The sequence below is a fragment of the Oleiphilus sp. HI0080 genome, assembly GCF_001635135.1.
Window position 1 is genome coordinate 1 of record NZ_LWFU01000847.1, and the last position, 13598, is coordinate 13598.

14 protein-coding genes are annotated in these 13598 nt (G+C 47.3%); 7 read left to right on the forward strand and 7 right to left on the reverse strand.

Annotated features, from left to right (window positions below):
• Both A3751_RS17160 and A3751_RS17165 read left to right on the forward strand, forming a co-directional pair.
• Positions 1 to 985, forward strand: a 985-nt coding sequence (locus A3751_RS17160; protein ID WP_231876924.1) for a lysophospholipid acyltransferase family protein, incomplete at its 5' end; no start/stop codon positions are given.
• A gap of 65 nt (positions 986 to 1050) precedes the next feature.
• A complete protein-coding gene (locus tag A3751_RS17165; protein WP_068458199.1) occupies positions 1051 to 1977 on the forward strand; it encodes a patatin-like phospholipase family protein in 927 nt (308 codons plus the stop codon).
• 91 nt (positions 1978 to 2068) lie between these two features.
• On the opposite strand, the gene fusA is transcribed toward A3751_RS17165, so the two are convergent.
• Positions 2069 to 4153 carry an elongation factor G gene (gene fusA / locus A3751_RS17170; RefSeq protein WP_068458201.1) on the reverse strand — a complete coding sequence of 695 codons (2085 nt, stop codon included), beginning with the start codon at positions 4151 to 4153 and terminating at the stop codon, positions 2069 to 2071.
• A 230-nt stretch (positions 4154 to 4383) separates the two neighbouring features.
• Between fusA and A3751_RS17175 the strand changes: the two genes are divergently transcribed.
• Both A3751_RS17175 and A3751_RS17180 read left to right on the forward strand, forming a co-directional pair.
• Positions 4384 to 5085 carry an NAD(P)H-binding protein gene (locus A3751_RS17175; RefSeq protein WP_068458218.1) on the forward strand — a complete coding sequence of 234 codons (702 nt, stop codon included), beginning with the start codon at positions 4384 to 4386 and terminating at the stop codon, positions 5083 to 5085.
• Positions 5075 to 5569 carry a pyridoxamine 5'-phosphate oxidase family protein gene (locus tag A3751_RS17180; RefSeq protein ID WP_068458203.1) on the forward strand — a complete coding sequence of 165 codons (495 nt, stop codon included), beginning with the start codon at positions 5075 to 5077 and terminating at the stop codon, positions 5567 to 5569. The genes A3751_RS17175 and A3751_RS17180 overlap by 11 nt, the downstream gene beginning before the upstream one ends.
• A gap of 27 nt (positions 5570 to 5596) precedes the next feature.
• On the opposite strand, the gene A3751_RS17185 is transcribed toward A3751_RS17180, so the two are convergent.
• Entirely contained in the window at positions 5597 to 6832 is a 1236-nt protein-coding gene (locus tag A3751_RS17185; RefSeq protein WP_082863348.1) for a DUF445 domain-containing protein, read from the reverse strand.
• A gap of 343 nt (positions 6833 to 7175) precedes the next feature.
• Here A3751_RS17185 and A3751_RS17190 point away from each other — a divergent pair, with 343 nt between their 5' ends.
• Positions 7176 to 7829: a hemolysin III family protein gene (locus tag A3751_RS17190; protein WP_068458205.1), complete on the forward strand. Its 654-nt coding sequence runs from the start codon at positions 7176 to 7178 to the stop codon at positions 7827 to 7829.
• A 106-nt stretch (positions 7830 to 7935) separates the two neighbouring features.
• On the opposite strand, the gene A3751_RS17195 is transcribed toward A3751_RS17190, so the two are convergent.
• From A3751_RS17195 to orn, 5 genes are all read right to left on the reverse strand, one after another.
• Positions 7936 to 8724, reverse strand: a complete 789-nt coding sequence (locus A3751_RS17195) for an ATP-binding protein (RefSeq protein WP_068458206.1) — start codon at positions 8722 to 8724, stop codon at positions 7936 to 7938.
• The gene (locus A3751_RS17200) at positions 8721 to 9341 is read right to left on the reverse strand and encodes a flavin prenyltransferase UbiX (protein WP_068458208.1); all 621 of its coding nucleotides are present in this window, start codon (positions 9339 to 9341) and stop codon (positions 8721 to 8723) included. Before A3751_RS17200 ends, A3751_RS17195 begins: the two co-directional genes overlap by 4 nt.
• Positions 9342 to 9386: 45 nt before the next feature.
• A complete protein-coding gene (gene mpl / locus A3751_RS17205) occupies positions 9387 to 10802 on the reverse strand; it encodes a UDP-N-acetylmuramate:L-alanyl-gamma-D-glutamyl-meso-diaminopimelate ligase (protein WP_304439046.1) in 1416 nt (471 codons plus the stop codon).
• Between the two features lie 10 nt (positions 10803 to 10812).
• Complete coding sequence (locus A3751_RS17210) at positions 10813 to 11502, reverse strand: crotonase/enoyl-CoA hydratase family protein (RefSeq protein ID WP_068458212.1); 690 nt, start codon at positions 11500 to 11502, stop codon at positions 10813 to 10815.
• A 61-nt stretch (positions 11503 to 11563) separates the two neighbouring features.
• A complete protein-coding gene (gene orn, locus A3751_RS17215) occupies positions 11564 to 12109 on the reverse strand; it encodes an oligoribonuclease (protein ID WP_068458214.1) in 546 nt (181 codons plus the stop codon).
• A 116-nt stretch (positions 12110 to 12225) separates the two neighbouring features.
• Here orn and rsgA point away from each other — a divergent pair, with 116 nt between their 5' ends.
• Together rsgA and A3751_RS17225 are read left to right on the forward strand one after the other, a co-directional pair.
• The gene (rsgA, locus tag A3751_RS17220) at positions 12226 to 13263 is read left to right on the forward strand and encodes a small ribosomal subunit biogenesis GTPase RsgA (RefSeq protein WP_068458216.1); all 1038 of its coding nucleotides are present in this window, start codon (positions 12226 to 12228) and stop codon (positions 13261 to 13263) included.
• 10 nt (positions 13264 to 13273) lie between these two features.
• On the forward strand, positions 13274 to 13598 hold a 325-nt coding region (locus A3751_RS17225; RefSeq protein WP_156492573.1), incomplete at its 3' end, for a hypothetical protein.

Sequence of the window (13598 nt, forward strand, 5' to 3'; positions counted from 1 at the left end):
TTTGGGTACACTCGGGGCCCATTATAAATCGCCTCCTAGGAACTCCTTCCGCATCATGCGAACAATAAGACCCGAATACCGATACAGTAACTTCATCCACCCAAAATATTTAGGAACTTGGCTATTAATTGGCTTAATGTTTCTTATTTCTTTTCTTCCCTATTCAAGTAAGCAAAAGCTAGGCGCATGGCTTGGCATGCGGCTGTATAAGCTTGGCGGGAGCCGATATAAAACTGCGCGTGGAAATATACGAGCCTGCTTTCCTGAATTAAGTGAAGCGGAGCAAGAAGAACTGATCAAGCAAACGTTTATTTCCAATGCGATTGGTTACGTCGAAAACACAATTGGCTGGTGGAGACCTCTTGAGCCCTATTTTGAAAAACTTGAAGTACACGGAAAGGAGCACCTAGACGAAGCTTTAGGGCGAGGCAAAGGCGTCTTACTTGTTGGCGGGCATTTCAGCATCATGGATTTTGCTGGCCCTCTTGTGCACCATGTCACCACATTCAATTACATGTATCGTCCGCAAAACAACAAGTTACTAGATGCATTTATTGAACGGCATCGCATGCGTTATAGCCAAGAAAAGTTCACTAAACGCGAACTCAAAGATATGAACGAATTCATCAAACAAGGAAATCTAGTTTGGTATGGACCGGACCAAGATGTTGGAGTCGGGCCTAAACGCGGCATATTTGCGCCCTTCTTTGGCGTACCTTGCGCAACACTCACAACCCCTGAGTGGATTGCCCGCGAGACCGGCTGTACTGTTATCCAAATGGCGCAGTTTCGTGAAGGCGATGGCGTCTATAGCGTGCATTTCTTCCCTATCCTTGAGGGTTTTCCGAGCGATAATGCGCTAGAAAATGCGGCCCGGATAAATAAAGGCCTGGAAGAGTCTATTCGAATCCATCCTGAGCAATATTTATGGCTACATCGCCGCTTTAAAACACGTCCTGAAGGGGAACCAAGTTTATACGATTAACGTTGCATCGGGACGACAAAAACACATTAAATATCAAAACGATCACGCTACTTTGAAAAAACAATATGCGCTTTCAAAACCTAAATAGCTTTAACCCGTTCAACACGAGAATTGGCCTGGCTTTGGGCGGTGGTGCTGCCAAAGGGGTCGCACACATTGGCGCCCTCAAAGCCCTTCAAGAAGAAGGTATCGACGTAGATTGCATCTCTGGCACGAGTATTGGTGCCTTCGTTGCGAGTTACTATGCCTTTGGCAAAAGCATTGACGAGATGCGAGAAGTGGCACTCAATCTTACATTCAAGAGCATGGCGAGCTTTAGTTGGAAAGCATCCGGAGGCTTATTCTCGACTGATGCGGTGCGCGAGATGTTAATCAGAGATCTCGGTGATGCGCAGATTGAAGACGCGCAAATTCCGCTTTCGATTGCCGCGACGGACATTTGCACCGGCGAACAAGTCGTTTTTAATTCAGGCTCAGTTGCCGATGCGGTATGTGCATCTGTTGCCGTACCAGGCCTATTCGCGCCGGTTGAAGTTCAAGGTCGAAAGCTCGTCGACGGGGGCATCATAGAAAATGTGCCCGTCTCTCTCCTTAAACCAATGGATGCAGGAATCATCATCGCGATCAATCTCTCTGGCAACCGTCGTTATGCGACACCAAAGAGCACTGCAGACTCATTTAGCAATGCAATCGATATATGTATCGACCATAAAACAAATGAACAGCTGAAACAGGCTGACATCATCTTAAATCTTGATTTAACAGACTATAGCCGCGCTGACAACCGTCCTCATACGGATGAATTGATCAACGAAGGATATAAGGCGATGATGGACAAAGCGAAGTCCGCCAAGCAACTCAAACGCGTCTCTTTAATTCGCTACATCATTCGACTAGCCCGAGAAGTCATTCCACTGAAAATCCCGCACATTATCTCTCGATTCTACGAAGCTAAAAATAAACTCATTAATATCGGACAAAAGAACTCTTAGCGGACTAAGCACGAGCTCAACTCTCTATACACAAGACAAAAAAAGCCCTGCTGATTTCAGCAGGGCTTTTTAAGTACTAAAGAACTAAGTGTTACTTAGCTGCTTTCTTCTCACGCTCTTCTTCGATTACTTTCTCTGATACCGAGTTAGGGCACTGAGCGTAGTGATCAAATTCCATTGAGAACTGGCCACGACCAGAAGTCATTGTGCGCAGTGATCCGATATAACCAAACATCTCAGAAAGAGGAACGTTTGCCTTAATACGAACACCAGAACCACCTGCTTCTTGCCCTTCAATCATGCCACGACGACGGTTCAAGTCACCAATAACATCACCAACGTGATCTTCTGGAGTAAACACGTCAACTTTCATGATCGGCTCAAGCAATTTAGGACCTGCTTTAGCAATCGATTGACGGAATGCGCCACGCGCTGCTAGTTCAAACGCTACCGCAGAGGAATCAACTGCGTGGAAAGCACCGTCAAAAAGCTCGATTTCAACGTCTAGTACCGGGAAGCCAGCTAGAACACCCGTTTCCATCATGCCAGCAAAACCTTTTTCGATCGCTGGGAAGAATTCTTTTGGTACGTTACCACCTACAACTGTAGACGTGAACGTAAAGCCAGAATTCTGCTCGCCCGGCTTAATGCGGTAGTCAATCTTACCAAACTGACCTGAACCACCAGACTGCTTCTTGTGCGTGTAAGAGTCTTCAACTTCTGTCGTGATCGTCTCACGGTATGCAACCTGAGGCTCACCTACATCCAGCTCAACACCATATGTACGGTTCAAGATGTCTACTTTGATATCGAGGTGAAGCTCACCCATACCACGCAGGATTGTTTCACCAGAGTCTTCATCTGTGTGAACCTGGAACGTTGGATCTTCTGCAACCATCTTACCGATCGCGATACCCATTTTCTCAGAACCACCTTTGTCTTTCGGTTTAACAGCAATCGAGATTACTGGCTCTGGGAAGACCATCGCTTCAAGCGTACATTCATGCTTAGGATCACAAAGTGTGTGACCTGTTTGAACGTTCTTCATACCTACGATCGCGATAATGTCACCCGCTTGCGCAGAGTCTAGCTCGTTACGATCATCTGCCTCCATTTCACACATACGACCGATACGCTCAGTCTTTCCTGTGAATGAGTTAAGAATCGTGTCACCTTTCTTCAAAGTACCTGAGTAGATACGAACGAAGGTCAAGGCACCGAAACGGTCATCCATGATCTTAAACGCAAGCGCACGGAACGGCTCGTCAACAGAAACTGTTGCAACTTCACCTGTAGGCTCACCTAGTTCGTCAGTAAGTGGCTGCGCAGGAACTTCTGTTGGCGAAGGCAAGTAATCAACAACCGCATCAAGAATTAGCTGGATGCCTTTGTTCTTAAATGCTGAACCACAGTAAGTTGGGAAGAACGTTAGTTCGTTCGTACCTTTACGGATACATGCTTTGATTTGCTCCGTGGTTGGCATTTCGCCTTCCATGTACGCCATCATCAAATCATCATCGACTTCTACAGCAGTTTCGATCAATTGCTCGTAGTACATGTCAACGTCGTCAACCATGTCCGCAGGAACATCTTCTACTTTGTAGTTTTCAGGAAGACCTGAGTCGTCCCAGATGTATGCTTTCTTAGAAAGAATATCTACAACACCTGTGAAGTCGTCTTCACGACCTATCGGCAGAGTCATAACGAGCGGCTTAGCACCTAGAACGTTTTCTACCTGATCGACAACTTTTAAGAAGTCTGCACCAAGACGGTCTAGCTTGTTTACGAAGATGATACGCGCAACGCCCGACTCATCCGCATAACGCCAGTTGGTTTCTGACTGAGGCTCAACACCACCAGAACCACAGAAGACGCCGATACCGCCATCTAGTACTTTCAAAGAACGATATACTTCAACTGTGAAGTCAACGTGTCCGGGAGTATCGATGATGTTAAAGCGGTGATCATCCCAAAAGGTAGTGATCGCAGCTGACTGGATAGTAATACCGCGCTCAGCTTCTTGTTCCATGAAGTCTGTAGTCGATTCACCGTCGTGTACCTCACCGGTTTTGTGGATTTTACCGGTGAGTTTTAGAATACGTTCTGTCGTTGTGGTTTTCCCCGCATCAACGTGCGCGAAGATACCGATATTTCTGTATTTACTTAAGTCTGTCATCGTCTTACTCGAAAGGTCGGGGTGAAAAAATCGGGCGCAGTATACAGCATTTATGGCGAAGAAAAGAGCAAAATTCGTAAATTTTGGTGTTCGCTTCCTGGTTTTTGATAATACCGAGCACTAACTCAGCCTTGGCAACCGCAACAAACTTCAATTACGGTCGTTCGCGCGTCATAATCCCCTCCGAAGAATTCATCCTCAAAACAATCCTGCGAGCGGATATCTCAGCCATGGAAAACAAACAAAACACACCAAAAAAGATCGCTTGGGTAGCTGGCGCGACTGGACTCATTGGCGGGCATATTGTTCAACAACTCTGCGACGATAATCAATACGATCGCGTTGTCGCCTTTGTTCGCCGAGGAAAAGAACTCTCTCTGAAACATGAGAAGCTTGAACTATTCGACTGCGACTGGGATCAAATATTGGAAATCGCGATATCGGGAGGCAGCACATTTAAAGCACCGACTGCCCATGTAGATGATCTGTTCTGCGCACTCGGCTCGACAACCAAACGAACACCAGACAAAACGCTTTACCAACGCATTGATGTGGAATACCCCCAAGCGTTTGCAAAACTGGGAAAATCGCGCGGTGCACGCTTCTTTGGGCTAGTCTCAGCACATGGAGCAAACACCAAACTTCCCTCGTTTTACCTTGGAATGAAAAAAGAAGTCGAGCAAAGGATTCGTGATGCCGATTACCCGAACGTCGCCATAGCACGCCCTAGCCTGTTGCTTGGCGAGCGCAGCGAATTTCGACTGGCAGAGAGTGCTTCGGAATGGTTTTGCAAACTATTGCCAGGAAACTATAAAGCGATCGAAGCGTATGATGTTGCAGCCGCATTAATAAAAGCCGCAGCGAATCATGAGGCTGGCTGTCATATTCTTGAGTCTGCCAGCATGCAAAAAACATATCGCCATGCCGAATAAGAAAGAGACTGCACTCAGCTTGTTGCAGCAATGTTCAGGGGCCTCAATTGCGAGCATTTCTGAAGGCAAGGCTGAGGCGAGTTATGCTCCATTTATCTGGATGGACGACAAACTGTATCTGCTAATCAGTGAGCTAGCCAGTCACACCGAAAACCTTCGTTCCTCTCGCTCATGCTCCGTGTTGCTATTAGAAGAAGATACCCTACCATCCCCCTCCAGAACTCAGCGCGACCGCTTCGCGCGCACACGAATGACGCTTGAGACAGAGGCCACGTTTATTCCAAGAGACGATAAAATCTGGGATCAGGCGCTTAAAGCATTTTCAGAACGACATGGGAAAACCGCCCAGTTACTGGCAGAGCTCCCTGACTTTCACTTAGTCGCACTCAACATCAGTTCAGGATCTTTAGTAGAGGGGTTTGGACAGGCTTTTTCATTTAAAGGTACACATTTCGAGAAGGCGCGAGGGGTATCTCGAAGGTAGGCAGGAAACATGAACCAAATGACAACCTCAAACCAGCTCGACTAAACGCTCGCCGAATAAGATAACCAACTGCCCCCACCCAACGAGCGCGCCGAGAACCCCACCAATCGCAACGAGAATCCACTCATCCTCATGAAATATTGGCCGCACGAGGTCTTGAAACTCTTCCGGCGGCTGTGCGGATATTCTATCGTGGAGCATCGTCTGCACAGCCTTCGCTTGAGCAGCATTAAAGGCTTTGTTTTCCGATAGCTCTTGCGTGTATTGCAGCGCCTTCTCAAGTGCCGCGTCCTTCAAGTCAGCATAACCTGTCGGGCCAACAGCTGCTTGAGCTGCCAACTGGACAACGAGAGTGCGTTCTAGAATGAGCGAAACATGAGACCGCACCAGAGAAATCAAGCGATCTTTACGCTGCCCGTGAATCATGGTGGCAACAACCTCACTCGCGGTGACGACCTCTTCAGTAAATACACGACTAAACTCTTCTGAAATTTCCGTCTGGCGCTTTAAAAACAAACCTTGAAACGAGAATGGCCCGTATTTTTTAGGCTGAACAGGCGTGAAGATCAGCTGAATTGCGATCCAGTTCGTCAGCGTTCCTACCAACAGCCCAAAGAAGGGCAGAATCCACCATTGCGGATAAAGAAACCAAACAAGCGCCTGAACCAGACCAAACAAAAAGCCAAATACAGCGCCAGAATTAACTAAAAAAGAGAGCTCTTTGGAGGCGCATGCGAAAACCATTTGATTTAGAAGATCTGGATTTTCTTCGCATTTGCGTACCACAAGTTCACGCAAATCTAGCAATCGCTCAAACTGTGAATGAATATCGTCAGCCAGTTCATCAAAACCTTCCCTTAGCTCTGCCTCGACTAACTCGAACACCAGCTTTTTAGTTGGCGCTGGCAGGTTCTCCCACATCACTCGTTTTTGATCTCGCATCAGCTCATGCACAGCTTCGGCGATCATCGGCGAAGCGCTGCCAAGAAAATGGTCTTTCACGGCCTTCATATCAATCGCATCTGCAATAGCGGCCAACCCTCCGATTCGCTCGATTGAGGTATCCACCATTCCAGTCGCAAACTTTCGAATTTTGGAAGGCACGACTCCACGCCAGCCAAATGGCTTTTGCCCAACATACTCCAGCGGGTAAAAGGTCATCTTGATCGCTAGCCAATTTGTGCCCCATCCCGCTGCGGCAGAAATAAACGGAATCAGCAAATAGCTGCTATATGTCGCCAACCACTCCAATAAAACACTCACAGCTTGCCCTTAAACTGAACCAAGAAAGAAAGACAACGATTTACCAACCAGAATATAAAACCACGAGAACCTAACCAACCAAGCCTGATGCAGTACTTATTATTTTTTTGGATTACATGAGAGTAACTATAACCTCAGGTGGCCAATCAAAACACTGCTTAAATAGGTAAACTCACGATGAAGACGGCCACAAAAACAAATGAAAGCTAACACTTGTTAGTCATAAGGCTATGACGTACAGTCTCCCTCCTAATCATTGCGCATACTGACAACATATGCTCGCGACAACGCTCCGCATTCATCGATTTGCGCCAACAGCCACAGTTTTATCGGAACTACATGCATGCTGACGTATCTAAGCGCCCACTGGCTCCGTGAACCTTTCTCGGGTTTAAGTCACTTTGCAGGCGCCCTCCTTGCTCTTGGTGGGATTGCGTTTATGCTGGTGAACACACCGCAGAACATGCCCTACAGCTATATCGCAGGCTATCTTTGTTTCGGCCTTGGCATGCTATTCATGTTCTTATCGAGCGCCATTTACCATCTCGCAGACTTTTCTGACGCGATCACTCTGAAACTCAAGCGTATCGACCATATTGCGATCTATTTCATGATCGCGGGAACCTACACGCCATTTTGTCTTGTGGGTTTAGATGAGAATCTACGCTGGCCTTCGCTGGGTTTGGTGTGGTTTCTAGCTTCTGCCGGAGTACTGAAAAAAATCCTCTGGTTAAGTGCTCCGAGATGGCTAAGCACGCTGCTCTATTTGGGCTTAGGCTGGTTAAGCTTGTTGATCTACCCAGATCTCAAACAAAATATCGATCCAATGGCTATCAAGTGGCTTATCGCTGGCGGAGTTATCTACAGCCTAGGCGCTGTGATTTACGGATTAAAATGGCCCAACTTGCATAACAGATTTGGCTTTCATGAACTCTGGCATATATTTGTGCTAGGCGGCGCTGGCTGTCACTTTATCAGCGTAGGCCTCTATTTGTAGCCGGTTTGCTCAAATTCGTTCGAATGCGAACGCTAGCCTCAGGCGCATTTAAGCCACAACTATCATCGCGATACGAACGGCATGTCCTCAAACCAAGCCAATACTGCTAGAACTTGCCGCTAAACGCGTTGTAAAACTGCCGCGCGGCTCTTCCACTACGGCCACCTTTACTCGTCGCGAATCGTATTGCCTCGGCATGAAGCGCCCGTTGATCAGCGACCTTGCCAAACAGTTGATCAACAATCTCTAGATACTGATCCTGATTGATCGAGTAGAACGAAAGCCAAAGTCCAAAACGATCAGACAAAGAGATTTTCTCCTCGATAGCCTCGGCAAAGTGTATTTCTGTTTCCACCACTTTTGACTGAACATTATCGTGCATATATTCAGGCATTAAGTGACGCCGATTAGAAGTCGCGTAGATCAGAACGTTTTCAGGCGGCAACTCGATTGACCCTTCGAGAATGCTCTTCAACGCCTTGTATGTTGCATCGCCCTCATCGAAGCTCAGATCATCACAGAAAACGACAAAACGATAAGGCTCATTGATCAACTCATCGACAATCTCAGGCAAATCCAACAAATCTTCTTTATCAATCTGAATCACGCGCAAACCCTGATCAGAATAGACGTTCAACAAAGCCTTGATAATGCTCGATTTACCCGTGCCGCGAGCACCCCAGAGCAAGGCATTGTTTGCTGGTTTGCCCGAGAGAAAACGCTCGGTATTCTCTACTAACAGCTTTTTCTGACGATCGATGCCCAACAAATCATTCAGAGAGACCAAATCTAAACGCGTCACTGGGCGCAAACGTTGGCTTCTGGCGCGCCAAATCGCAGCCACGCTTTTTTTCCAGTTGATACCGCCGCCTTGAAGGATTAGCTCGACGCTCATACGCGATCTGCTCCCCACTTACTGAGCAAGTCTTGCTCGATGCCAAGCTGAGACAAAATCCGGGCAACAATGAAATCGACAAGATCTTCTACAGATTCCGGCTTGTGATAAAAACCTGGGGAAGCTGGAATAATGACCACTCCCATACGCGTTAGCTTCAACATATGCTCTAAATGCACTTCCGAATATGGCGCTTCACGAGGCACGAGAATCAATTGACGGCGCTCTTTCAATGCAACGTCTGCCGCACGTTCAATCAGATTATTGCTCGCGCCACAGGCAATAGCAGACAAACTCCCAGTACTACATGGACAAACTACCATTTTGCTTGGTGCGCCAGAACCTGATGCGACAGGCGCCATCCAGTCTTCTTTACCAAACACTTTAATTTGGCCATCCGCTGCCCCGAACTGCGCCTGCAAAGCCTCTTCTAATTGCGCAGCCTGAGCCGGCCATTTATGCTCAGTTTCAGTCGCGATAACGATATGCGCCGCTTTGGAGACCATCAGAAACACTTGGTAGTTTCCAGCCACCAACATCTCAAGCAAGCGAATCGCATACTGAGCGCCCGAAGCACCTGTTACTGCTAGCGTAATGGTCTCTTTAAAATTGCTCATCTATTCCACTTACCTTTTGCTTGTTTAAGGCCGCCTGAGAGGTATTCATTGAATGTCTTGTCTGGGTAACCCACTAAGAACCTCCTCTAAAGCTTCCCGCAAACCACCAAAACCGCCATTACTCATCATTAACACATGTATTTTCTGACCTTGATGCGCCTGGATATAGCGCATTACACTATCAACCAGCTCATCGACGCTACGGTTCAAAATCTGCTTTCCTTCTTCCGGCAACTTTTTCAGCAGCCAGGCAAGCTCGCTATTTGCGGACAGATCAGCCCAAATAACCTGATCAGCCATTTCAGCGCTTGGTACCAAAGCATCCTCATGAATTCCCATACGCATGGTATTTGAACGCGGCTCAATTAAAGCCAGAATATGATCCGCCCCTACTTTTTCACGCAAGCCCTGTAATGTTGTCATGATCGCGCTGGGGTGATGCGCGAAGTCGTCATAAAGAGCGCAAGAATCGTGATCGATCAGCTTTTCCATACGACGTTTAATGCCACCAAATCTACTCAACGCAGCAGCAGAGTGCTCCAACTCAACACCGACATGGCGAGCCGCGAGCATAGCAGCCAGAGCATTAGAAACATTGTGCTCGCCAGTCATATTCCAGCTAACCCGATGAATCTGTCCTGCAAATAGTACTTCGAACTCTGAACCGTCCGATTTCACTAAGCGAAATTGTGCATCGCCATTCTCAGCTGGGACTTCATTGGATTTATTTGATGAGAAGCATTGCTGCTCAGACCAAATTCCCATATCGATAACTGCATCAACCGCCTGAACGTTAGCAGGATAAATCACTCTACCGTTTCTTGGCACAGTGCGAATCACGTGATGAAACTGCTTTTGAATCGCAGGCAAGTCCTCAAAGATATCAGCGTGGTCAAACTCAAGATTATTAACGATTAAAGTACGCGGCTGATAATGCACAAACTTAGAACGCTTATCGAAAAAAGCGCTGTCATACTCATCGGCCTCGATCACAAAAAATGGCGTACCGCCCAATCGAGCCGAAAACTCAAAATCCTTCGGCACACCACCTATCAAAAACCCCGGACTCATCCCTGAACATTCAAGTATCCAGGCAAGCATCGTCGTCGTTGTTGTCTTGCCGTGCGTTCCGGATACAGCAAGTACCCACTTACCTTGCAAGATATGCTGAGATAAAAACTGAGGTCCGGATGTATAGGGCAACCCTTTATCTAAAATTTCTTCTAATAAAGAGTTACCGCGACTAATCGCATTACCAACAATAAAAAGGTCTGGCTCAAGCTCAAGCTGCGCTGAGTCAAAGCCCTGTATCAACTCAATGCCGAGCGATTCCAACTGCGTACTCATTGGCGGATACACACCTTGGTCGCAGCCGGTGACACGCAAGCCCTTCTCTTTCGCTAGGGCGGCAAGCGAGCCCATAAAAGTCCCGCAAATCCCGAGAATATGGATGTGCTTCACTTCAGCCAAACTAAAGCGAGCCTTTCGCATCAACTTCGATCGCTCGATCCATTTCAGCAAGCAGTCCTGAACGCGCCTTGAGCTTCGTTCCGACATGCGCTCGCATATTCAACCCCTTGCAGGCCGTTGCGACGGCCAAGGCCGTCTCGACGACCTTTTCTGGCGCTGCTAGCTGATCAAGAAAGCCAGCTTCAACTGCAGTCTCTGGATCAAACATCTCAGCTAAGTAAAGGGAGCGGTTAAGGTAACGATCACTGACACCATGCTTCGCCATCGCGATACCCGCATGGTGCATCGTAATACCGATAGCAACCTCGTTTAGACCTATCTTGAAAGGGCCTTCAGCACCAACTCGATAATCACTACACAGCAGAACAAATGCGCCTTTTGCGACAGCGTGCCCTGTGCAGGCAGAGATGACCGGAGTAGGAAACGCCAATAACCTGCGCGTTAGCTTGGAACCTTCTGTTACCAATGCGATCGCATTTTCAGGGCCAGACTGCATTACTTTCAAATCAAAGCCACCGGAAAACATTTTCTCGTTGCCAGCAATCACTACGGGTGCCTTGGCTTCTTCGACGCGATCAAGAGCCGCGTTAAACTGCTCTATCATATCGTGCGAAAACGCATTCACCTTGCCATTCGCCATGGTGAGCAGTGCAACGCCATCGTTTATCTCTAGTTTAATCAGGTCACTCATTGTTTGTTCTCTCAAAAAAATGGTCTGGGTCTATCTCAGTGTATCGATTAGAACAGATAAGCTAATCGAGCTTTAGAAAATGCTCACGATAGTAAGCAAGTTCTGCAATTGACTCTCGAATATCATCCAGCGCTAAATGTGTTCCCGCTTTTTTGAATCCGGGCAGAATTTCTGGTTTCCAACGTCGCGCCAATTCTTTCAAAGTGCTCACATCCAAAGTTCGATAATGAAAGAAGGCTTCTAATTCAGGCATATACTTTACGAGAAAGCGACGATCCTGCCCCACGCTGTTGCCACAAATAGGTGAAGCGCCTTTATCAACCCACTCTTCCAAAAAACGAATAGTCGCTTGCTCGGCTTCTTTTTCCGAAATCGTACTTTCTTGCACGCGTTTGGTTAGGCCAGAGGCGCCATGCGTATTGGTGCACCATTCATCCATACTGCCTAGCAACGCATCACTTTGGTGTACAGCCATAACTGGACCTTCAGCAAGCGTATTAAGATTGGCATCCGTGACGATGGTGGCGATCTCGATAATACGATCCGTATCCGGCTCAAGCCCCGTCATCTCAAGGTCAATCCAAATCAAATTGTCTTTATGCTTCATGCAACTGGTTCTCTATTTGGAAAAATTCAAAGCTAAGATATAGCTAAGACCTATATCAAACAACCGGCAAGCCAAAAAACTGATAGAATCGCCAGAATCTTCTTTTTGGGTCTAGCATGAGCAAACGCAAACTAAACCGACGGCAGCAATGGCGCGTCGATAAAATTCAGGCGGAAAAAACCGCTCGTGCAGAAAAAAAACAACGCAAATTAAATGATCAAGTGCTCGGCGGCGAGCTGGGCGCAGAACAACGTGGACTAATCATCGCCCACTTTGGGCAAACTCTCGATGTCGAGGCACTAGAGGGTGAAAGCAAAGGCGAGATCTATCGTTGCTATGTGCGCGCAAATATTGAAGCACTTGTTACTGGTGATGAAGTTATCTGGCGCCCTGGCACCGATCATAGCGGTATTATTGAAGCCCAACTTGAACGCCAAAGCCTACTTCAACGCCCAGATAACTATGGCCAGCTTAAACCTGTTGCCGCCAACCTTGACCGCATTCTCATTGTCGTAGCGCCAGAACCTACCCCCTTCGCTAATCTTATTGATCGTTACCTGGTTGCTGCGGAAACCACAGGCATAAAGCCAGCGATCCTGTTCAATAAAAGCGATTTGATCAACAACATTAACCGTGAGCTGATTGACGGCCTGATGAACACTTATGAAGCGCTTGGCTATGAGGTACTTCTGACTTCAGCCAATGATGAGCAGGACTGCAGCGAAACGCTTCTTTCTTGGCTTGCCAACCACACCAGTGTATTCGTCGGCCAGTCTGGTGTTGGTAAGTCATCACTAATTCGAACCATTCTAGGAGATCAAAGCATCCGCGTAGGAGAGTTATCGGAAAACACACGAAAAGGCACGCATACGACCACTACTGCAAAGCTATTTCACTTACCTCAGGGCGGCCGCCTGGTCGACTCACCAGGGATTAGAGAATTCGGGCTTTGGCACATTACCGAGAATGAGTTACTTGAAGGTTTTATCGAATTCCGTCCTTTCATTGGCTATTGCAAATTTCGTGATTGTAAACACGAGCAAGAACCAGGCTGCGCAATTCAAAAAGCTTTAGAGGACAACAAAATTTCCTCGTCACGAATGCAGAGCTATCGTCATATATTGTCTACACTAGACGACATCGAAACCTATTAGGCAATGGCAAATGCCCGAACTACAGTCCGAAAAAAAGCAGTATCCGCGCGATATTACGCAATGGCTTGACTACCTTCTAGCGCGCAAGCTCCCTACTGCATTATCTTTGGCGCCAACATGCATAAAGCAAATGGATGAGGGATCGCCAAGCTATCTCGATCTCGCAAGAATACTGGCATCAGACCCGGTGATCTCGCTCACTTTGATGCGTAAAGCCAATCAGAATCCTCGCCAAACATCTGTATTCAGCAAAACACTTGACCATGCGATGAGTATGCTGGGCCATGCTCAGATCCGAGAAGTTCTGACCAAAACGCCTAAACTGGAAACAAAGT

Excerpts from the sequence above, each read along its gene's own strand:
- A3751_RS17165 (WP_068458199.1), top strand. The coding sequence starts at position 1,051 with ATGCGCTTTCAAAACCTAAATAGCTTTAACCCGTTCAACACGAGAATT.
- fusA (WP_068458201.1), bottom strand. The coding sequence starts at position 4,153 with ATGACAGACTTAAGTAAATACAGAAATATCGGTATCTTCGCGCACGTT.
- A3751_RS17175 (WP_068458218.1), top strand. The coding sequence starts at position 4,384 with ATGGAAAACAAACAAAACACACCAAAAAAGATCGCTTGGGTAGCTGGC.
- A3751_RS17180 (WP_068458203.1), top strand. The coding sequence starts at position 5,075 with ATGCCGAATAAGAAAGAGACTGCACTCAGCTTGTTGCAGCAATGTTCA.
- A3751_RS17190 (WP_068458205.1), top strand. The coding sequence starts at position 7,176 with ATGCTGACGTATCTAAGCGCCCACTGGCTCCGTGAACCTTTCTCGGGT.
- A3751_RS17195 (WP_068458206.1), bottom strand. The coding sequence starts at position 8,724 with ATGAGCGTCGAGCTAATCCTTCAAGGCGGCGGTATCAACTGGAAAAAA.
- A3751_RS17200 (WP_068458208.1), bottom strand. The coding sequence starts at position 9,341 with ATGAGCAATTTTAAAGAGACCATTACGCTAGCAGTAACAGGTGCTTCG.
- A3751_RS17210 (WP_068458212.1), bottom strand. The coding sequence starts at position 11,502 with ATGAGTGACCTGATTAAACTAGAGATAAACGATGGCGTTGCACTGCTC.
- orn (WP_068458214.1), bottom strand. The coding sequence starts at position 12,109 with ATGAAGCATAAAGACAATTTGATTTGGATTGACCTTGAGATGACGGGG.
- rsgA (WP_068458216.1), top strand. The coding sequence starts at position 12,226 with ATGAGCAAACGCAAACTAAACCGACGGCAGCAATGGCGCGTCGATAAA.